Annotated in this window: 21 protein-coding genes and 1 tRNA gene; 15 read left to right on the top strand and 7 right to left on the bottom strand. The window is 56.1% G+C overall.

Features of this window, described 5'->3' with window-relative positions:
* Positions 1-98 precede the first annotated feature (98 nt).
* The 5 genes from hflK to GH722_04775 all read left to right on the top strand — a co-directional run bounded on the left by hflK (position 99) and on the right by GH722_04775 (position 5,642).
* Complete coding sequence (gene hflK / locus GH722_04755; protein MRG71069.1) at positions 99-1,214, top strand: FtsH protease activity modulator HflK; 1,116 nt, start codon at positions 99-101, stop codon at positions 1,212-1,214.
* Positions 1,214-2,092 carry a protease modulator HflC gene (locus tag GH722_04760; GenBank protein MRG71070.1) on the top strand — a complete coding sequence of 293 codons (879 nt, stop codon included), beginning with the start codon at positions 1,214-1,216 and terminating at the stop codon, positions 2,090-2,092. The genes hflK and GH722_04760 overlap by 1 nt, the downstream gene beginning before the upstream one ends.
* Positions 2,093-2,260: 168 nt before the next feature.
* The gene (locus tag GH722_04765) at positions 2,261-4,000 is read left to right on the top strand and encodes a hypothetical protein (protein ID MRG71071.1); all 1,740 of its coding nucleotides are present in this window, start codon (positions 2,261-2,263) and stop codon (positions 3,998-4,000) included.
* The gene (locus GH722_04770; protein MRG71072.1) at positions 3,997-4,407 is read left to right on the top strand and encodes a hypothetical protein; all 411 of its coding nucleotides are present in this window, start codon (positions 3,997-3,999) and stop codon (positions 4,405-4,407) included. Before GH722_04765 ends, GH722_04770 begins: the two co-directional genes overlap by 4 nt.
* A gap of 125 nt (positions 4,408-4,532) precedes the next feature.
* Positions 4,533-5,642 (top strand): S-(hydroxymethyl)glutathione dehydrogenase/class III alcohol dehydrogenase, encoded by a 1,110-nt coding sequence (locus GH722_04775; GenBank protein MRG71073.1) that lies wholly within the window; start codon positions 4,533-4,535, stop codon positions 5,640-5,642.
* 302 nt (positions 5,643-5,944) lie between these two features.
* Here the strand turns inward: GH722_04775 and GH722_04780 are convergent, their stop codons facing one another.
* The 3 genes from GH722_04780 to GH722_04790 all read right to left on the bottom strand — a co-directional run bounded on the left by GH722_04780 (position 5,945) and on the right by GH722_04790 (position 8,910).
* Positions 5,945-6,826 (bottom strand): dienelactone hydrolase family protein, encoded by an 882-nt coding sequence (locus tag GH722_04780; GenBank protein MRG71074.1) that lies wholly within the window; start codon positions 6,824-6,826, stop codon positions 5,945-5,947.
* Between the two features lie 105 nt (positions 6,827-6,931).
* Entirely contained in the window at positions 6,932-7,585 is a 654-nt protein-coding gene (locus tag GH722_04785) for an orotate phosphoribosyltransferase (GenBank protein MRG71075.1), read from the bottom strand.
* On the bottom strand, positions 7,582-8,910 hold the full coding sequence (locus GH722_04790) for a hydantoinase/carbamoylase family amidase (protein ID MRG71076.1): 1,329 nt from the start codon (positions 8,908-8,910) through the stop codon (positions 7,582-7,584). The genes GH722_04785 and GH722_04790 overlap by 4 nt, the downstream gene beginning before the upstream one ends.
* A 202-nt stretch (positions 8,911-9,112) precedes the next feature.
* On the opposite strand from GH722_04790, the gene GH722_04795 reads away from it, so the two are divergent.
* Positions 9,113-10,057 (top strand): 5'-nucleotidase, encoded by a 945-nt coding sequence (locus GH722_04795; protein MRG71077.1) that lies wholly within the window; start codon positions 9,113-9,115, stop codon positions 10,055-10,057.
* On the opposite strand, the gene GH722_04800 is transcribed toward GH722_04795, so the two are convergent.
* Positions 10,041-11,483 (bottom strand): hypothetical protein, encoded by a 1,443-nt coding sequence (locus GH722_04800; protein MRG71078.1) that lies wholly within the window; start codon positions 11,481-11,483, stop codon positions 10,041-10,043. The genes GH722_04795 and GH722_04800 overlap by 17 nt on opposite strands.
* Before the next feature lie 177 nt (positions 11,484-11,660).
* Here GH722_04800 and GH722_04805 point away from each other — a divergent pair.
* A tRNA-Arg gene (locus tag GH722_04805) sits at positions 11,661-11,737 on the top strand.
* Positions 11,738-11,841: 104 nt separating this feature from the next.
* A complete protein-coding gene (locus tag GH722_04810; GenBank protein MRG71079.1) occupies positions 11,842-12,903 on the top strand; it encodes a tyrosine-type recombinase/integrase in 1,062 nt (353 codons plus the stop codon).
* A gap of 7 nt (positions 12,904-12,910) precedes the next feature.
* Here the strand turns inward: GH722_04810 and GH722_04815 are convergent, their stop codons facing one another.
* Together GH722_04815 and GH722_04820 are read right to left on the bottom strand one after the other, a co-directional pair.
* Entirely contained in the window at positions 12,911-13,138 is a 228-nt protein-coding gene (locus GH722_04815) for a hypothetical protein (protein ID MRG71080.1), read from the bottom strand.
* Positions 13,139-13,313: 175 nt separating this feature from the next.
* Positions 13,314-13,538 (bottom strand): hypothetical protein, encoded by a 225-nt coding sequence (locus GH722_04820; GenBank protein MRG71081.1) that lies wholly within the window; start codon positions 13,536-13,538, stop codon positions 13,314-13,316.
* Between the two features lie 332 nt (positions 13,539-13,870).
* Here GH722_04820 and GH722_04825 point away from each other — a divergent pair, with 332 nt between their 5' ends.
* The 6 genes from GH722_04825 (at position 13,871) to GH722_04850 (ending at position 17,961) form a co-directional block, all read left to right on the top strand.
* The gene (locus GH722_04825; GenBank protein MRG71082.1) at positions 13,871-14,197 is read left to right on the top strand and encodes a hypothetical protein; all 327 of its coding nucleotides are present in this window, start codon (positions 13,871-13,873) and stop codon (positions 14,195-14,197) included.
* Positions 14,198-14,417: 220 nt separating this feature from the next.
* Positions 14,418-14,654: a hypothetical protein gene (locus GH722_04830; protein ID MRG71083.1), complete on the top strand. Its 237-nt coding sequence runs from the start codon at positions 14,418-14,420 to the stop codon at positions 14,652-14,654.
* A 63-nt stretch (positions 14,655-14,717) separates the two neighbouring features.
* Positions 14,718-14,933, top strand: coding sequence for a hypothetical protein (locus tag GH722_04835; GenBank protein ID MRG71084.1), 216 nt, complete (start codon positions 14,718-14,720; stop codon positions 14,931-14,933).
* 9 nt (positions 14,934-14,942) lie between these two features.
* Positions 14,943-16,112, top strand: a complete 1,170-nt coding sequence (locus tag GH722_04840) for a tyrosine-type recombinase/integrase (GenBank protein MRG71085.1) — start codon at positions 14,943-14,945, stop codon at positions 16,110-16,112.
* A gap of 599 nt (positions 16,113-16,711) precedes the next feature.
* Positions 16,712-17,632 carry a DUF1738 domain-containing protein gene (locus GH722_04845; protein MRG71086.1) on the top strand — a complete coding sequence of 307 codons (921 nt, stop codon included), beginning with the start codon at positions 16,712-16,714 and terminating at the stop codon, positions 17,630-17,632.
* On the top strand, positions 17,632-17,961 hold the full coding sequence (locus GH722_04850) for a hypothetical protein (protein MRG71087.1): 330 nt from the start codon (positions 17,632-17,634) through the stop codon (positions 17,959-17,961). Before GH722_04845 ends, GH722_04850 begins: the two co-directional genes overlap by 1 nt.
* A 48-nt stretch (positions 17,962-18,009) precedes the next feature.
* On the opposite strand, the gene GH722_04855 is transcribed toward GH722_04850, so the two are convergent.
* Positions 18,010-19,344, bottom strand: coding sequence for a hypothetical protein (locus GH722_04855; protein ID MRG71088.1), 1,335 nt, complete (start codon positions 19,342-19,344; stop codon positions 18,010-18,012).
* Between the two features lie 185 nt (positions 19,345-19,529).
* Between GH722_04855 and GH722_04860 the strand changes: the two genes are divergently transcribed.
* Entirely contained in the window at positions 19,530-20,243 is a 714-nt protein-coding gene (locus tag GH722_04860) for a hypothetical protein (GenBank protein MRG71089.1), read from the top strand.
* The last annotated feature ends 70 nt before the right edge of the window (positions 20,244-20,313 follow it).

Here is a 20,313-nt window from a genome sequence, read left to right on the forward strand (position 1 = left end):
CAGCTCATCACCTGCCATTGCGGCAGCGGTGTGCCTGTCATATAAGGCGCAGGCAGCGTGAATGCAAAGCGCAGGGATTAATCCGAAGGGAACAATATATGCCTTGGAATCAACAGGGCGGCGGCAACGGCGGCCCATGGGGCGGCGGTGGCGGCGGCAATAACGGCGGAAGTCCATGGGGCAAGCGGCCCTCTGGCGGTGGAAATGGCGGCGGAACACCGCCCCCCGACATTGAGGAAATGCTGAAAAAAAGTCAGGATCGCCTGAAGAAATTCATGCCCGGCGGCTTTGGCGGCGGCAAAGGTATCATCCTTGGTCTTATCGTCGCAGGCGTGCTGTGGGGCATTACCGGCTTCTATCGGGTACAGCCCGGCGAAGAAGGCGTGCAGCTGCTGTTTGGTGAATTCAATGGCCGCACTACTCCCGGTCTGAACTACTGGTTCCCCTCACCTATCGGAGACGTCGACATTGTCGATGCGGAGAATATCCGCCGCGTTCAGATCGGCTATTCCGGCCAGAGCGGTCGTGGCCGTGAGGTTCCCGGCGAAAGCCTGATCCTGACCGGTGACCAGAATATCGTTGATATGGATGTCGATGTGTTGTGGCGCGTCTCGGATGCCGCAAACTATCTGTTCAACGTGCGTGATCCGGAAACCACCGTGAAGATCATGGCGGAAAGCTCGCTGCGTGAAGTCATCGGCCAGACCTCGCTGGATAACGCCCTGACCGACGGTCGTGCGGAAGTTCAGGCGAAAACCCGGCAGGTGCTGCAGGAAACGCTCGATCAGTACCAGACCGGTATCGAGATCACGAACGTGCAGCTGCAGAAAGCAGATCCGCCACAGCCGGTCATCGATGCCTTCAACGAAGTGCAGCGTGCCCGTCAGGACAAGGAACGCCTTCAGAACGAAGCCGAAGCCTATCGCAACAGTGTGGTTCCGACCGCCCGTGGTGAAGCCCAGAAGATGATTCAGGGTGCTTCGGCCTACAAGGAAAAGGTTACGGCGGAAGCCGAAGGTGAAGCGCAGAAATTCCTGTCGATCTACGACACCTACAAAGGGTCAAAGGAAATCACGCGTGAGCGTATCTTCCTGGAAACCATGTCGGAAATTTATGGCAATTCGAACAAGACGATCATCGACACCAAGAACGGCGGGTCCGGTGTCGTCCCCTATCTGCCGCTTAATCAATTGCAGAAGCAGGGAGGCCAGTAATGGGTAACGCCAAACTCATCATCGCCGCGATCATTATCGGCGCGATCGGCATCATCGCCTCCATGTCGCTCTTCACCGTACACCAGACCCAGCAGGCCCTGATCCTGCAGTTCGGTAATCCGGTGCGGGTCGTCACGGATCCCGGCCTCAACTTCAAGCTGCCGTTTGTTCAGTCCGTCGAATTCTATGAAAAGCGGGTTCTCAATCTTGATCCGCCGGTTCAGGAAGTCATTCTGGCTGACAAGAAGCGTATCAATGTCGATGCCTTCGCACGGTACAACATTGTCGATGTGCTTGAATTCCGGAAAACTGTCCGGGATGAAATCGGTCTGCGCAGCCGGTTCAGCGGCATCATCAACTCCGCCATGCGTGAAGTCATGGGTCGTCTCGACCTGACCGATCTGCTGTCGGAAAAACGTGATGACGTGATGAAAACCATCAACGAGCAGGTCAATCAGGAAGGTGCCCGTTACGGCATCAAGATCCTCGACGTGCGTATCGGCCGGACCGAACTGCCGGAAGAAATTTCACGTAACGTGTATGACCGGATGCGGACCGAACGTCAGCGGGAAGCCAACAAGCTGCGGGCGGAGGGCGAGGAAATCGCCGCAACCATCCGGGCCGAGGCAGATCGTCAGCGGACCGTCATCGTGGCTGAGGCAGAGCGTGAATCTGCAATCACCCGCGGTCAGGGCGATGCGGAAAAAGAACGCATCCTGCGTAATGCCTATCAGTCGGACCCGGAGTTCTTCTCGTTCTACCGGTCGATGGAAGCCTACCGGAAGGCACTGGCCGACGGAAACACCTCACTGGTGCTTTCGCCTGACAGCCAGTTCTTCAAATATTTTGAAGGCTCGACGCTCAAGGCGCCGAACTGACATAACTGATATCGACGGGGATATGACCGCCTGAGCTGTTTTCAGACCGGTCATATCCCCTCGTCGTTTCTGCTGCCTGAAATTTCATAACTTCAAAGTTGCAAAACTGTCGCTTCCTATCGGCAAAGTGCTAGTCTGTCCGCATCCTAGACCTTGTCGGAGTTAATGATGTTCAAACGTCTGTTCTCATTGTCAGCGATCCTTATTGCAGTACTGGCCTTCACCAATTCAGCCGCCACTGCGTTCGAAGTTACAACAGGTCCGGTCAAGGTCGCCTTTGTCGGACTCAAGACATCTGAACAGGAATTTGGCAGCGTCGCGCTGATCGTGGATTCTACAACCGGCGAGACCAGCAGCACCGACAGATTGCCGGACCTTATATCACCGACAACGGTTTCATGGACGGCAGCGACTGTCTCTTTCTCATTCAGGGTGAACGCGACCACCTATCAGTTCAACTGGGCAATCGGTGATAGCCTGCTCTCCAATATCCGGATGGCCGCTGACACCTCAGACACTCCCGGTTTTCTGAAAGGGCTTGAGAGATTTCATATCGGCAAGGCGCTGCTCTCTGGCGGGAAAATGACGATCATTGAAGCAATTGGAGACCGACCTCAGTCAACAGAATTTACCCTGCTGCACAACGCCTTGAATCTGGAAAATGTAGCTGATGGCCGTATCGGCACCATGGCAGCCAATGGTCTGGCCCTGGCTGGCGATATCAGAGACAATCAGGAACAGGCAACACTGGCCCTCAATATAGAACGGACAACAGCCACAGGCTTTGATCTGGCATATCCTGCCACAGCTTTTTCAAGCACGCTTGCTGACTTCTCGCCCGATCTTACGCCAGCTGAGTATCTCCGCACCCTTAATGCCTACGCAGCGACCGGCGTTGGCTATGACTCGCTGAATCTGGAGACCATTACGGGTGTCGCAGTGCTGGACGGGAAGCGCTATTCCCTGACCGTCGACAGTAATCATAATAGTCTGTATCGCGGCTATGCTGCCGGACCCGCCAGTCTGAACGGTTTGAAATTCAGCACGGAGACCGGCGACAGCCTTTCCGTCGGAAGCATCAGCGTGACGGGATATGACCTGACCGAGGCCGCCCATGATATCCGCGAACTGTTGCGCACCCGACCGGAAATTTTTGACCTGGAGACAACAGATCCGTCGGTCTTTCTTAGTGCCATGCCACCCCTTGATGCCGGCGACCTCTCCATCCGTGAGATTATGGTCACCGCAAACCGCAAGTCACTGTCACTGGCGAGCCTGCTGGTAAATGACTTCCGCATTGACGAGAACCATCGCCTGAATTTTGGCTTCAGCGTTGACGACCTTGCACTTCCGGCAAGTGCCTTTGACGGACAGGAGAAGGAATCTGCCCGGAAAATTCTTGACCATGCCCATCTCGATCAGCTCACGATTGATTTGAACCATCATTTCACCCTTGATCCGAAAAACCTGATCCTGACCGTCAACACTCTCGACGTCGCCATGGACGGTCTTGCAGCCTTTACCAGCCAGTTTGAACTGACCGGACTGACTCTGCTGCCGGATGGCGGAAACATCACCTACCCCAAACTGGCGAAAGCCGAGATAACGATTATCAATGACCAGTTGCTCGACGCGGCTATCACCAGTGTTGCATCGGGAAACCGCCCCCCCGACTCCATACGTCGCGAGGCCGAGCAAACCCTGCGGAACCTGCAGGCCAGCATGACGACAAAACCGGGCAAAGCCGTCTATGATGAAATCATCAGTTTTATCAATGGTACACCGCGTCTTACGATGTCACTTGCCCCGCAAAATCCCGTACCTGTCGATCAGGTCGCCGGTCTGCTGGCTCTCAGCGCCGATGCTGCGGTGCAGTTTCTCGGGCTGAAAGTCACCGCCGGGCCATGATCCTCAGACTCGCCATCCTTGTCTCTGCCCTGACCAGCCTGTCGGCCTGCGGCATCATCACCCGGCCAGAGGCTTGTGGACCGCTTTATGGCGTTGCACGGCTGGGGCCGGTCGGCGATGTGCAGGAGAGTGGCCGTGCCGTGCAGAATACCGACGGCATCGTCTATACGACTTTCGGCATTCAGGAACGCTACTATATCGACCGCGCCAGCCTCGATTTTCGTACCCTGAACGGCGATATCGTCGATTTCCGGGTTGATCGCGGGGCACTCGACAAATATGGCGGCCTCGACTGGGGACCGCGCGCCTATGATGTCACCCCCTGCAAGCTGCCCCGTTCCGCCGCCCGGCGCATTCTGTCGCGCAGCGAATATGATCGCTATGAACGGGAAGGCCGGTTCGACTGACCGGCTGAGCGGCAGAAGCCACCCCGCAGGGAAAAAAGCACTGCCGGGGTATGGCCTATCCACAAAGCGGGATGGTAGGTTTTCGGGGAAACAGTATCGACCACGCCAAACAGGGGAGAGACCCAATGGACACACGCGCAGCCGTCGCCTTCAAGGCAGGCGAACCGCTCTCGATTGAAACCGTGCAGCTGGAAGGTCCGCGTGCCGGAGAAGTCATGGTGGAAATCAAGGCCACCGGGCTTTGCCACACCGATGAATTCACCCGTTCCGGTGCCGATCCGGAAGGCGCTTTCCCGGCCATTCTAGGACATGAAGGTGCCGGCGTGGTGGTTGAAGTCGGCCCCGGTGTAACCTCCCTGAAAAAGGGCGATCATGTCATCCCGCTCTACACGCCGGAATGCCGCCAGTGCGAATACTGCATTTCCGGACGGACCAACCTCTGCCAGGCAATCCGCGTCACCCAGGGCCAGGGCCTGATGCCGGACGGCACCTCACGCTTCTCGATCAATGGCGAGAAAATTCTGCACTATATGGGCTGCTCTACCTTCGCCAATCACACCGTCCTGCCGGAAATCGCGCTCGCCAAGGTCCGCGAAGACGCTCCTTTCGACAAGATCTGCTATATCGGCTGCGGTGTCACCACGGGCATCGGTGCCGTCATCAATACCGCCAAGGTGAAGCCCGGCGATAACGTCGTTGTCTTTGGCCTCGGTGGTATCGGACTGAACGTCATTCAGGGTGCCCGCATGGTTGGCGCCGATAAAATCGTCGGTGTCGACCTGAACCCGGCACGGCGCGAAATTGCCGAGAATTTCGGCATGACCCACTTCGTCAATCCAAGCGAAGTTGAAGGCGATCTGGTGCCCTATCTCGTCGACCTCACCAATGGCGGCGCCGACTATTCCTTTGAATGTATCGGCAATGTCGATGTCATGCGTCAGGCGCTGGAATGCTGCCACAAGGGCTGGGGCGAAAGCATCATCATCGGCGTCGCCGGTGCCGGTCAGGAAATCAGGACCCGCCCGTTCCAGCTGGTCACCGGCCGGGTCTGGCGCGGGACAGCCTTCGGCGGCGCCAAAGGCCGTACCGATGTGCCGAAAATTGTCGACTGGTACATGGAAGGCAAGATCAACATCGACGATCTGATCACCCACACCATGCCGCTGGAAGACATCAACAAGGGCTTCGACCTGATGCATGCGGGCGAGAGCATTCGCTCTGTCGTGGTCTACTGAGGCGGGACAGAAAAACTGACGCCACCGCCCTTCACCTCACGTCGTCCCGGGAAGTCGTCGCCGGCGAGACAACCCGGGACCTGACGACGGTTCCGGGTATAGATTTCCGGCAGCAATCCCCACACCTGAAACTCCCCCTCATCCTGAACTTGTTTCAGGACCCTTGGCTGTGGCGCTCAATGACCGATCCTGAAACAAGTTCAGGATGAGGCGAGGGGTTTATAGGCTGGCAAATGTGGCAAGACCTGAATCTTGCCTCACAGCTCCCCCGGGGACGGGCAGTCCGCCCCCGGAGGAATCACTCAGGCGAGATGCTTCCTGAAATGCGCGATGGTGCGATCCCAGGCGATCTTTGCCTGTTCTTCGTTATAGCGCGGGGTCGAATTGTTATGGAAACCGTGCTTGGTGCCCGGATAGACATGCATCTCGAAGTCCTTGCCGCCCGCTTTCAGCGCTGCCTCGTAATCCGGCTTCATGGCATTTACCCGTGCATCATCTTCCGCATAATGCACCAGCAGGGCCGCTTCGATTTTCGGCACATCCTCGGTCTTGGCTGCCCGGCCATAGAACGGCGCACCGGCATTCAGGTCAGCGCCGAGCGAAACCGCCAGCCCGTTGACCACGCCGCCACCATAACAGAAACCGGTCGCGCCCATCTTGCCGTTCGACAAAGCATGGGATTTCAGGAACTTTCCGCCATTCATCATATCCGTGAACAGTTTCGCACCGTCGAGGCTGGCCTGCATCGCCTTGCCGTCATCATCATTGCCGGGATAGCCGCCAATCGGTGACAGACCGTCCGGTGCGAAGGCCAGAAAACCTTCCGCTGCGGCACGACGGGCCACATCTTCGATATAGGGATTGAGGCCCCGGTTTTCATGAATGACCAGCACGGTGGGGAATGGCCCCTCACCCGAGGGCTGAACCAGATAGCCCCGGGCCTTGCCCGAGGTGCCGCCCGGTGAATCATATTCGACATAGGTCGCCTTGATCCGGGGGTCAGTGAAGGAAATCATCTGCGCTTCGGCATAGCGCGGCAACAGGGCCTGAGCCATCGCCAGGGCCGAGCCGCCAACGACGGTCATCGCCGCCGCCCGGTTCAGAAACTCCCGCCGGTCCATGGCGGAGTGACAGTACTGATCATACAGCGAGTAGATTTTCGGATCGATATCCTGTGGTGACATGACATTGCCCTTTCCCATTGAAAAATATGTCGGGAAGAGTGCCAGAAACCGGGAGGATCGCCCTGTAAACTTTACGTGAGTGGCAATGCTGTCCGGAAGCGGCAGCTATATGGCGCTGATCCCCCCGTGCTTGCGCGACCAGGTCGGGGCATCCCTGATGAATTTCCGCACTTCGTCCGCTTCCCGGCGGCCGAAATAGCCGTCGGATTCCGCCCTGTCCATGATGTCCTCAAGCGTCGCCAGTGACAGCATCCTGTGCTCGCCGGTGAACACATTGAAGTCGACCAGCACAAAGGTACCGAGAATTTCCGCCTCGGCTTTCCGCAGGGCCGACATAAAGACGGATTCACTGGCACCGTCGGTGGCCAGATCGTCAATCAGCAGCACTTTCGCACCGGCCTCGAAACTGCCTTCGAACTGCGCCAGCCGCCCAAATCCCTTGCGCTGCTTGCAGACCAGAACCAGCGGCTTGTGCAGCCGGTCGGCAATCAAGGCAGCAAACGGCACCCCGGTCAGCTCGCAGCCGGCAATCGCATCCAGTGAGTCCGGATCGATATGCGCGGTGATCGCCTCCACCGCCATCTCGACCAGCAGGGCGCGGTCATCCGGTGACGAGATCAGCTTCTTGCAATCAATAAAAACCGGACTGGCCCAGCCCGATGAAAAGAAGAAAGGCTCGCCATCCGTGCGGGTATAGAGGGAGCGGCTGTCGGAAATGATCCGGGCTGTCTCCGCCGCCCTGTTTTCCTGCGTTCTCATTTGCTGTCCTCCGACTGATCATTGGCAACTGCCAGCATGGCACCGCCCAGAACCTCCGTTGCCAGAAAGAAGTCCGGAAATTCCATCGTCTCGTCCGGGTTATGGCTGCCCTTGTCATTGCGGACAAAAACCATCCCCGACGGAATACCGGCATTGGCGAAGACCGACGTATCATGGCCGGCACCGGATGCCATCACCTCATAGGGTACTTTCTGATTTTTGCAGACACCTTCCAGCAGTTCGATCATCTCCGGTGCCATGGTGGCCGGCCGGGTCAGTTTCGCCGCGCCCAGATCAAAGCGGACCCCCCGCTTCCTCGCGACCTGATCACATTCTGACTGAATCAAAGCTTCAAAGGATTGCAGTGTCTTCAGATTCTGGCTGCGATATTCAAGCGCGAAGGAGACTTCGCCGGGCACCCGGGATATGGCATGTTCCCGGGGATTGGTCTCGACAATCCCGGCCGTGACGACCAGATCCTCACCCCATTCCAGCAGTACCCGCCAGTGTTCGTCGATGCGGACCATGAGATCAGCCATCGCCAGCACCGCATCCTGACGCAGCCACCGGGGTACCGCCCCGGAATGGGCCGCCTGTCCCGTACAGACAACCCGGCGATGACGATGATTGCCGCGAATGCCGGTGACGACCCCAACCGGCTTTTCCCGCGCCGTCAGAATCGGCCCCTGTTCGATATGCAGTTCCAGCCAGCCCGCCAGATGAGACGTGCCGAGCAGCGGTGCGCCGGTTTTCAGCCGGTCAATATCTGCCCCTGCCGCCCTCATGCAGTCTTCAAGCGTTTTCGTACCGTCACGATGCAGGGTCTGGAAGTCATCTTCCGTAAGCTGGCCGAACATCGCCCGCGTGCCGAAATAACAGGGTCCGCCAAACCAGGCGCTTTCCTCGCCCCGCAAGGCATAGACTTCCATTGATCGCCGGGGAATACCCCTCTGCTTTACCGCGATCAGCACCGCCAGCCCGGCGACCACGCCTGCGGCCCCATCGTAATTGCCACCTTCCGGAACACTGTCGAGATGCGAGCCGGTGGCAACCGCCGGCAGTTCGGGATTCTGTCCCGGCAGGCGGATGATCAGATTGCGCGCCGCATCCCACTGAATCTCAAATCCGGCATCCCGGGCATAGGATTCAAGCAGCATGAAAGCCGCCGTTTCACTCTCGCCATAGGTTTCACGGGACACACCAACCCCGTCGAAGAACTTCTCCCGGAGTTCAGAGAGAATATCGACGGCAAGCTGACGAACGGAATCGGATAACGTGAAGCCAGGCAGGGAGTCCTGCGAAACGGGCGATGACGACGGGGCCATGTGCTGCCTCCAAAAAAAAAACGGCGCCAACCGGGTCGGCACCACTCAGATTTGGAAGTAACTATTCCTAATCGGATTCAGACCGGCAGGCAACCGTGATCTCCGGTCGGGCGGGAACGGTGCCTTGCTGTCCTCCCCGGCAATTGACGGAACCGCCCCCTCCCCCGATTATGATCCATTGTTCCTTTCCCGGTGATCCCCCTTGTCTTCATCTTCCGTTCCGCTTCCCGCCTCGCTGCCGCTGCTGGTCGGCGTCTCGACAAGGGCATTGTTCCAGCTTGAAGAAGAGAACAGGATTTTTGAGACGGAAGGCTGGATTGCCTATGAGGAACTCCAGCTTGAGCGGGAGCAGGTGGTGCTGGAACCGGGGGCAGCCTTTGATGTGGTCCGGCGTCTTCTGGCGCTGAATGACAGGACCGGCTGCGACAATGTGGAGGTCATTCTGCTGTCAAAGAACTCCCCGAACCTGTCGCTTCGTGCCCTGAACTCTGCCGAGAAGCTCGGCATACAGGTCAGGCGGGGCAGTTTCACCAGTGGCCGGGCTGTCGCGCCCTATGTCGATGCCTGGGGCATTGACCTGTTTCTCTCAAACGACGACAGCGATGTCCGCGCCGCCGTCGGGGGAGGAACCGCGGCCGCCAGACTGGGGGCAGCACCGGCGCGTCTCAGCGACGTGTCTGATGACGAGGTCAGGATCGCCTTTGATGGCGATGCCGTGGTCTTCAGTCCGGAATCAGACAAGATTTACGCCGATCAGGGACTGGAGGCCTTCCTTGAGCATGAGCGTCGTAACGCGCAGGTGCCGATGAAAAGCGGGCCGTTCGGGAAATTCCTGCACAAACTGGCCGTCCTTCGTAATAAATTCATGCGCGAGGATGGCACCAGCCGCGTGCGGATCGCCATCGTGACCGCCCGCAACGCCCCCGCACATGAGCGGGTTATCCATACGCTGAGGGCCTGGGGGACACCGGCTGACGAAGCCCATTTCGTCGGGCGGCATGCAAAGGCTCCCTTCCTGAAAGCCTTCGGGGCACACATCTTTTTCGATGATCAGGAAAGTCATGTGCTGGGTGCCGGATCAGTCGTCAATGCCGGTCTCGTTCCTGGCCCTCACTCTCCCGGCAAGCTGGTCATTCCGGCAGGTTGAGACGGGCTTCAGACACAGCAGCGCGCTCCCGCAAGTCATCCGAGACGACCGGGAGCCTGATGATGAATGTCGCCCCCTGTCCGTAGACGGAGTCCACAGTGATGCTGCCGCCGAACATTTCGACTATTCGCCGGCATTCGGCGAGCCCGACCCCGTACCCGACACGGCCTCTCGCTTCATCAGAGCGCCGGAACCGCTGGAAAATCAGTTCATGGTCATCCGCCTTCAGGCCGACGCCGTTATCGGTCACCCGGAATGTAACCCAGTCCCCCTGAGTTGCAGAGGATATGCTGACACAGAGCTGCCGGTCTTCTGACCGGTATTTCAGCGCGTTCTCAAGCAGGTTCTGGAAAATCCGGGTGATCTGCAGCCTGTTGGCAGCAACCGGCGGCAACTCACCGACCGTAATCTCAGCACCAATCGCCGCAAACTCCGGCTGCAGCACCTTCAGCGCTTCATCCCAGCAGGCCCGGGTTTCAACCACCTCAGCCCCGGCGCCCAGTTCCGCATCCCGCGCATGGCTGAGCAGTTCGTCGATGAAGTCGTTCATCCTGAGCGCGGCCTCATGGGCCGCCGAGAGGAATCTCAGTTTCTGTCCGGGGTCAGCCGTTGACGGCAAATGGTCGCAGGCTTCGATATAGCCGATGATCGCGTTCAGCGGTGTCTTCAGGTCATGTGCGACAGTGCCTGCGAAACGATCCAGCTCCGCATTGGCAGCCCGTAGCTGAAACTGCACATTATTGTACGACGTCCAGAGCAGGCCGAGGCTCCATCCCATCGCCAGCGACATCATGAAAAACAGGAACAGCTGATCCGCCAGCACCACCTGAATAGCAGCCCCCGGTCCCGGGTCAATCAGAGGCCGAAACACCAGACGCAGGCAACTGACGACAGCGAAAACCGCAAACATATAGCCGAGAATCCGGCAACCGGTCCGCAGCGCCGCCGCCTTCTCGCGCAACAGATGCCAGGCCGTAACCGCCGCAACAATCCCGTTCACCAGCGAGTTCGCGACAAAAACATGCGACAGCTTGTTTTCGATCAGCAGAAAATAGCCGTTCGTGACGAGACAGAATGCGATCACCAGCACTTCAAAGCCATAGCGCGGCGGCAGCTTCTGCAGGGCCCGCATCGCCCGTGCTGCCAGCAGAACCCCGCCCACGAACAGGATGAACCCGGGATAGGCGAGGCCAAAATTCCGGGTCTTCGCCGCCAGTCCGACAACCAGCCCGGCAGTAATCCAGCACAGCGTCGCAAAGGCCATTTCCCGGATACCGTCAGCTTTTGTGCCCGACAGCCAGAACGCCGTAAGGATCACCGCCATGACGATCTCGACGCACATCAGGGAGAACAAAACAGAGCTGGTTTCAAACATGCGCACAGAATCACCGAAACCGCCCCGAATAAAAGCAAAATGGGCGATCATCCCGATTGCGTACCCGTCAGACAGCAAAATCCCCGGACGCCCTCAGAAACCACCTCGCTCCCGCTGCCTCCTACTGATTATCTCCAGTTCACCCCCTGATTACCCCCACCACATCGAGTCCTTGCACCCGACCCATATCCGGGGGTATGTTCCGCCCGTCCTGCAAACAGGCCCTCAGCACCCGTAGCTCAGCTGGATAGAGCGCTGCCCTCCGAAGGCAGAGGTCACAGGTTCGAATCCTGTCGGGTGCGCCAAATTTTCTCAATAAAAACAGATAGATAATAGACCTCCTTGCGCAGCGAGAGAGGCCGATTATACTGTTTGGGACAAATTTGGGACAGTTGGACAGCGTTGGGACATGGCCGCTATTTCAAAACGCGGAGACGGACAATGGCAGGTGAAAATTCGCCGCAAAGGTTGGCCGTCTCGCTCGGGCACATTTCGGACCAAGAAACTGGCCGAAGAATGGGCACGCCAGATCGAAAACGAGATGGACGCAGGACAGTTCGTCGATCGCTCTGCCGCGCAACGCACGACCTTTGGCGAGCTCATCAAAATCTATCTGCGTGAAGTCACGGATAAGCGACCGAGCGAGAGCTCACGCAACACTGAGCGCCTGAGGCTTGAGCGGTTTCTCCGGGATGAGCGGGAGCTCTGTTCTTACTCCGCAGCAAACCTAACGCCAGAGCATTTTGAAGCTTACCGCGATAAGCGGCTTTCCGAGACCAATCGCAGTGGCAAACGATTAGCCCCTGGAACCGTTAAACGGGAACTGACGCTTCTCAAGCGGGTGATTGATCATCGCAAACGCAGATTAGGGCTTCGGATCAACCCGGTGAATACCGAGGATGTGGCCCGCCCTACAGTGAATGATGAACGGGATGTTCGCCTTAGCCGCGAGGAAATTGAGCGTCTATTGGAAGCCTGTGATCAGGGGCGCAACGCGTTGCTCAGGCCTTTTGTCGAGTTGGGATTTGAAACTGGAGGGCGGCGTGGAAGCCTCTTAAACCTGTTGTGGAAGGACGTTGATTTAACAGGTCGCACTGTGACCTTTCGCGGGGTTAAGAATAGCCGGAACCCCGATAAAATCATTGATCACATCGTTCCACTTTCTCCGCGCGCGATTTCGGTGCTCGAAGAGTTGCCGCGTAGCGCAGAGAGGGTTTTTCCAATGACACCGAACGCATTCCGCTTGGCGTTCAATCGCGCCCGCAAAAGAGCGGGGCTGGAACATTTTCGCTTCCACGATACCCGCCATGAACGCGTTTCTTCGCTCTTTGAAGCAGGCTGGGCGGATACGGCTGTCATGGCCATGTCGGGACATCGCGATCCGAAGAGCCTGAAACGCTATGCCAATCTGCGCTCAGATCACCTCGCAGACGAACTCGCGAAGCTTGATCGCCGGAGGGATCAAAACTGAGGGGATTTTAGTCGATCGCGCTTTGGCGATGATCGTCAACGAACCGTTCCAGGTCTTTAACAGCGAAGAAGGTGCGGTTCCCGATTTTTGTGACAACCGGTCCGCGACCCTTATAGACCAGATCACGCAACGCGCCCCGCGTCATTGAGAGCGCGTCCGCTGCTGCCGGATAATCCAGCAACAGCTTCACAGGCTGCTGACCTTTCTGCTCTTCGAATGTGGCTCGCTTGCTCATGGCTTAAAATTGACATGACCAAGCAGAGTTATTCCTCGCGGGCTCCTCGCGCTAAAAAGGGGTTCTGGAAAACAGCCACCAAAGCAGGCGGTGGTCTGCTTCTTTGTGCCCACCCCCGTCACCCCGACCAGGGTAAGGGTGACGGATGCGGTCAGACGAAGCAGGTGCGCTCGGCTTAAAAGCCGGGACCGAATGTGCGAGGTCTGCGGGTAAATTCGTAAGGCCAGGTACGGCGGATGCAGATTGCCTTCGCAATCGTGGCTAGCTGATCAATAAGCTTGTGCCACAGCGCAGAGCCAAATGCAGCTTGAAGTAATTCGAACTCGAAGCGTCGATAAAGGCCGCAGAGCTGTTCCAGTGATCGGTTTGTCAGATCGTTCAGTGAATATGTAGTCGTCATGTTTTCCTCCTGTTTTAAAGGGGCGATCTTTCCTTGCCGGACCATCCGGGGCGGGCATCGCCTTTTCATGCGTTCCCCCCTCACCATCATCAGCAACGAAAAGGCAGAGGCCCGGACCGGTGACGCCGGTCAGGAATTACAGATCGTCAAAACAGAGGAATTAACGGCTTTCATAAAACAGAAGGATATAAACGCAGGGATTCCGAGTGCCACAAGGGTGACGACGCGGCTCATCGCAGTCATGACCTGGATATTGAGATACCATTTTGAAAAGACGACGCTTGGATGTCAGATTTCAAGACATTCCGCGTTTGGCCCGATAGGAGATACAAATGAGTGGAAGCGAAAACTACAAATGGGTTGGTCCTGTTGGTGAGGACGCGATCACCTTGAAGGCCAGTCTTGCGAAGTGGCTAGGTCCGCGTCTTGTGTTTCTGGCAGATCACACAACCACAGTCGCATCTGGCCATTTCGAGACGGAGCAGGCGCAGGATGAGGCAACCAATGCTTACCTCTCAGTGATGCGGGGACATGGAGAAGCCCTGATCGCCTACGCAGCAGATGAATCCGGCAGAAATGCGGAAGGCCAAAGTAATGAAGACGAGGCCCATCAAGCAATGCAGTGGGTCGCGGAGAACTTCATTAATCTTTGGGACTGATACCGTTAAGTCGATCCGTTTGAACTCTCGGGCTGCCTACTGGCGGCGTAATGTTTTGGGCACATCCTGAAGGTTGCCCCGCCTCGATCTGCCTTGGTCTGGCTGAGTCTCAGAATTTCCTCTGAAACGTCCAAAACACCCTACTGGAAGCCATTTTTTGCCGAATATTAATTATCTATTAAAACAACCTATAGTATTATATAATTATCAGGAGTATTAGATGAGAGTTAAGTTTCAAGGCATTTATACAATAGATGAATTTTTTCAGGCACTACTTGAACAACGAGAGCGTTTTCACGAACTCGGCATAAAAAATATCCGCCATGCCAGCCTCTATTATCAGCCCGTCGATGAGTTTGGTGATCCGGTAACGCCGCGCCACCGAAATGGCGACCCGATCGACGGATGGAAGAATAAGGGGCCTTACAAAAGTGCCGCCACCGACTTCGGATTGTAGGAGGTGGCTATGTCTCAGTTGAACTTTATCGACCTTGAAGAAGCCCGCGAAGTCCTCGCAGATATGGGCATCGAATTAAGTCCAAGGCAGATGAAACGCGCCGCCGAAATGGATGCGCAAGGGCGCAGGAAGCTTCCATTCTTCGTCGATCCAATCGACGGCAAGCTCCGAATCGAGAAAGGCACGCTCAAGAAAATTTATATGGAGCTGCACATTCATGCACAGAAAAATGTGCGTAAAATCTTCAATGATCTTAGTGGAAAATCAAACCAACGATAATATGGGTGAATGTCCGATATAAGAAAAAGAACAGGTAAAAAGGGAACAACCTACCAAGTTAGATATCCAAGCAAAGCCACGAAATCCGGCTATGCTTTCAAGACGTTTTCAACGCTTAAAGAAGCTCGCGAATTTATAGAAAGCGGCTCGCTCAAGTCTCTCAGGTCAACAAGCTCGAATGAGAAAATCAGCGTCGAAGAAGGCCTGCAAAGATGGCTCGATATCTGCGAGAAAGAAGGCCGAGACGGACGCGATCCAGTCACTAAGTACACGCTCAAAATATACGAATATCGCAGATCGATCATCGAGGCCTATGGCTGGGATCGTCCCTTAAACGAAATCACGACACCTGATGTTGTCGAGTTCCGTTCTTGGTTGCTTCGGCATTATAGCCGCGATCAAGCAAAGAAGGCGTTGTCTTCGTTTCACTCAATGGTCCTCGAAATGGTGAAGCGTGGCTACCTTCAGCACGATATCGCCGCCGGTATTAGCGTGAATGGAGCCTCGCGTTACGACCAGCCTATTGTCATACCAACCGTTGACGAAGTTCGTGCCCTGCTATCCGCCGCTGACCGACTGGCAAATTCGCGCAATCTTCTGACGCAGAGAACATGGGAGCGGTATCGCCCAATGCTTTATCTTGCAGCTGATAGCGGCATGAGGCCGCAGGAATACATCGTCGTGCCGCGATCCAATATCCGGAACAAAGGCGTTGAGGTCGATCGCGCTCTTGAGCTTGGAGGCGGCATATCAGTGACAAAGACACGCGCCGGACGACGGTTCATCGATCTCAGCCAGCATACCTATGACATGATCCGCCATTACTCAGACAACCATCCAGATCCAGGAAAGCATGATCTTGTATTCCCGACAAAATCCGGAAAATGGCAGAGCACAAATAACTGGCGGCGCAGAGGCTTCTATGCTGCCTGTGTGGAAGCCAGCCTCGTCAATGTAGAGACGATCGCCGGTCGCGAAATCATTAAGCCGAAATTCAAGCCATACGACCTACGACATTTCTTTGCATCTGTTCTCATCGAGAAACGCTGCAACCTGAAACGCCTCCAAACCCTCATGGGGCACTCCGATATCCAGACGACATTGAATGTGTATGGACACCTGATCGAACGAGCAGAAGTGGCAGGCGAAGAGAATCATGGGATGTTGGATATGCTCTAAAAAGTGCCAAAATCGTTGTGGCAAATCTGTGGCGAGTCGTCGCTAACCCGCTGTTTTCTAAGGTTTTGAAAAGGCTTCCGGAGCCAGGTGTCGCAAGTTCGATTCTTGCCGGGTGCGCCACAATAAAATCAATGACTTAGCGGATATTATCGGAAAGAAAGCGGCCTGTTTGGGCCGTTTTTGCCACAAAAAGGGTGTCCGCGCTAACCCGCAGAAATCCGACATTCTCTGAATTGATCCGTTTCGGCTTGTGGCAAATTTGTGGCAAATCCGAACATGCCACGCTTCTTGATTCTTGCCCACCGCAACGTGCTCCCCTTTCAATAATTCATCCATCTCCATCCATTCTTCGCGTGAAGTTTTGCCGGAAGTTTTGCGCTGACATCACGCCGCCTCCATTCAATCGGTTTCCCTCAATTCATAGCCGCGACACTTAGCCGGGCGCGCCGTCCGGTCAATGCCGCTGCCCGCACCACTCGGAAATCCTGGGGATTGTCCGACCGTGTTGGGCATGACCGTCGCTATCGCTGACGCCTTTTTCGCCCGTCTCCCGTTTTCCGCGTCTTGAGGAAAACCGCTTTTAGGAAAGGAGACGGAACATGAAACGCAAAACCAACAACCGCAAAGACATCTACACCCGCGTCACGGAGACCATCGTGGCTGAACTGGAAAAGGGCGTGCGCCCTTGGATGAAACCCTGGAGCGCCGATCACATGGCCGATCGGATTACCCGCCCCCTGCGCCATAACGGCCAGCCCTATTCAGGGATCAACATTCTGATGCTCTGGGCCTCGGCGATGGACGCAGGCTTCACGGCACCCTCCTGGATGACCTTCCGCCAAGCCAAGGAACTTGGGGCCGCTGTCCGCAAAGGCGAAAAAGGATCGCTCGTGGTCTATGCGAACACCTTATCGCGCACAGAAGAAAACGATGCCGGAGAAGAAATCGAGCATCAAATCCCCTTCATGAAGGGATACACGGTCTTCAATGTCGAACAGATCGAGGGATTGCCGGATCACTTCTATGCCAAGCCGGAACCACGCATGGATGGACCGGAGCGGATTGATCACGCCGAAGCATTCTTCACAGGCCTCAAGGCCGACATTCGTCACGGCGGGAATCGAGCCTATTACAGCGTTTCCACTGACTACGTTCAGATGCCGTATTTCGAGACCTTCCACGATGCCGAGAGCTATTACGCAACCCTCGCCCATGAGATCACGCACTGGACCCGTCACCAAAGCCGCCTTGATCGCAGCTTTGGCCGCAAGAGCTGGGGCGATGAAGGCTATGCCCGCGAAGAGCTTGTCGCAGAGCTTGGGTCCGCATTCCTTTGTGCCGATTTGGAGATTGCTCCCGAGGTCCGTGAGGATCACGCCGCCTATATCGGCAGCTGGCTAGAAGTTCTAAAGAACGATAAGCGAGCAATCTTCTCCGCCGCCGCTCACGCACAGCGTGCCGTCGATTACATCAACGCAAAAGCCGCCGCGCGCGCCACCTCCGAAAAGGAGGTGGCGTAATGGCTATAGATACATCCGAAAAATATGATCGCCAGATTATCGACTGGCACGGCTACCGGATCGAAATCGCCTATTGCCGGAGCTGGTCGCCAAGTGTCGAAGAAATCTACGGCTATGCCATGTCCCATATCGAGATCAGAACCATCGAACCTGAATGTGCTCCACTGCCCATCACCGAGACCGGCTACCGGTCTCACTTTGTGCATGAGCCTACAGTGATCGATTGGGGCGGACCTGAAGCACTTGTGCGCGCGATGCTCGATGGAGCCGCGAAGAGTACCGAGTGGAAGGCGCATGAAGAGAGCCGAAAGCAGCTCAGTCTGTTTTGACGGCAAAAGGCCGGACAGTTTCCCGTCCGGCCTTCTCTTTTACGCAGATTATTGCCCGGTAAAGCGGCTCCAATCTTTCGCGTCGTCATCACTCCAGGGCGGCTTGGCCTTGTCGTGATCCTCAGGGACAGGCGTTATTTGTGTGTCGCCTGTTATCTGAGGGGCAGCCGGTCTATGGGCTTGTTCGCGGTAAGGTGCCAAGGCTTCCTGATCGCTCACTTGCCGCATCCGCTCCAGCTCGAAAAAGAGCTTTTGCACAACACCGAACGGCATGTCGGCAATTTCAGGATCAACCGGGTCCTGCCTACGCGACGTTTCGAACAGAAGCATCAACAGGAGCACTAGAGCAACCGGCATAATGTCCATGCCAATTCCGCCCGCCCAGTAGGGCACCAGATCAGCGGCATATATGACAACTGCTCTCTCGATCCCCAGCCGTTTGAACGTCGGTGCTTTGATCGCCTCGATACCGGCAATCTGATCGGCTGCTCCTGCGATCCGCTCGCCGGTTGCCTCCAGCTCCGACGAAATACGGCCAATCACATCCGCCTGGGTTGCGGCCAGAGCCTGATTGCCGCTTCCGGCGAACAGCCCGGTCTGGCCGGACAATGCCCGCATAACCCGGGTAATGGCTTTGGCATCACCGTTCACGGAAAGCGCGTCGATCGATCTTGCCAGCTTCTCCATTTCTTCTTTGAAGAGTCTGTTCTGCTGCGAGCGCGCCAGGTCATCGTCAATGATCGCGTCCAACAATTTTAGACTCTCGATGCCAGCCTTGAACGCTTTTGAGCGCTCTAACGCATTGGCATCTATCTCGGCCAGAAGACCATCAATGGCAGCCTTGCTTGCGAGAAGGCTCTCGGAAACACGACCGCGACCAGCCGCACCTGTTAATGCGCCGCGCTGAATCTCGCTTTGTGCCAGCGCGTCGTAGCGCGCCGCCGTCATCGCAAGTTCATCACGAATGCCGTCCAAATCACTTGTCCGGCCAGACGCCTCTCTCAGAGCCACATTGGCCTGGCTCGCCATGTCGCGCAAAAGGGCATCTTGAGCGCCGTTTCCCGCCAAAGCCATGACATTCATCCAGGAGCTCAGCGCAATGATGATTAAGCCCCAGCTTACGATCACGAAGAGACCAAAGGCCCTCGTTCCCGATGTCACCATGCGCGGCACGATATACAGGACGTAACTCCAATAGACGTAAACAAGTGCCGTCACACCGAGTGCATAGACCAGAGCATTGAGGCTAAATCCTCCGGGCGAACCAAACATTATGGCGACGCCGAGATAGGTGAAATAACCGCTGACCGCGCTCAATGCACCAAGGCCAAGATTGGTGACCAGCCGTGCGCTTTTTGAAAATTCCTGAAAGCTGGTTTGCATTTTTTCCTCTCAATTCAGGCTCTCTGGTGAGCCGTTGATGAGAGGAGATTAAGTGAGAGGGCCGCTCGCATTCCTCGCGGCTTCCTCGTGCTCAATTTATTGGATATGGTTTTATCGTTTGGTCGCAAGGAATGGCTTGCAGGATATTTTAGGAATGGGACGCGAATAGTAAGCAGGGCAAGAAGATGATTACGGTAAAATCAATCTCTCAAAAATTTACGGCAGTTGCGCTCGGCTTCATGACACTCGCGGCGGCCTTTACGATGATGTCCGCCCCCGCCGCGGCCCAGTCCTCCCTGAAACTCGGCCAATGCGGCACACCAGGCGCCGTCATGCAATCTGTCGCCAAGGAAGGCCACGGCTTTGTCGCTAACATGAATGCGGATTTGTTTAACCGTGATCAGAACGCTGCCGTAAAAAGAGAACATATCGTTACCGCCACAGGAAATGGCTCCCACTGGTACATGTTTCGCGGCGACGGCGCCATCGGCCAATCAAGCAAACTCTGCCTCGCCATGAAAGGCACCGACCTCGAGATTAATCACAATTATGATAATGACCTAGCCTCAACAACGTCCGGTCTCGCCTATAACGATAATGATGCATTGATGGGTTGCGTAAGATTAAAACAACAACGGGGAAAAGGCCTTACTTGTAACGGCCGTAACGAAATGCTTGATGGTGTACGCCAAGCTGACGAGCAAAAGCTTTTGCTACAAGGCACAATGATCGCCAACAACGGGCAAACCAACACCTTGGTCACATTTGTTGCAGACCCTGATAATGAGGAAGATTATCGCATATTGGTCACCAACAAAAATAATGGCGCCACAACCATTGCACAAAGTGGTACGGACGCCAATCTCTCCCCGCGAGTCGTTGGTGAGATTAAAAAGTAAAACAGGTTGGCGCGTCCGGCTTTGCCGGAACGGGCTTTCGTAAACCGACCCCGCTCTGAAACGAACGGTT

The sequence above is a fragment of the Alphaproteobacteria bacterium HT1-32 genome (assembly GCA_009649675.1).
Classification (GTDB): Bacteria; Pseudomonadota; Alphaproteobacteria; order Rhodospirillales; family HT1-32; genus HT1-32.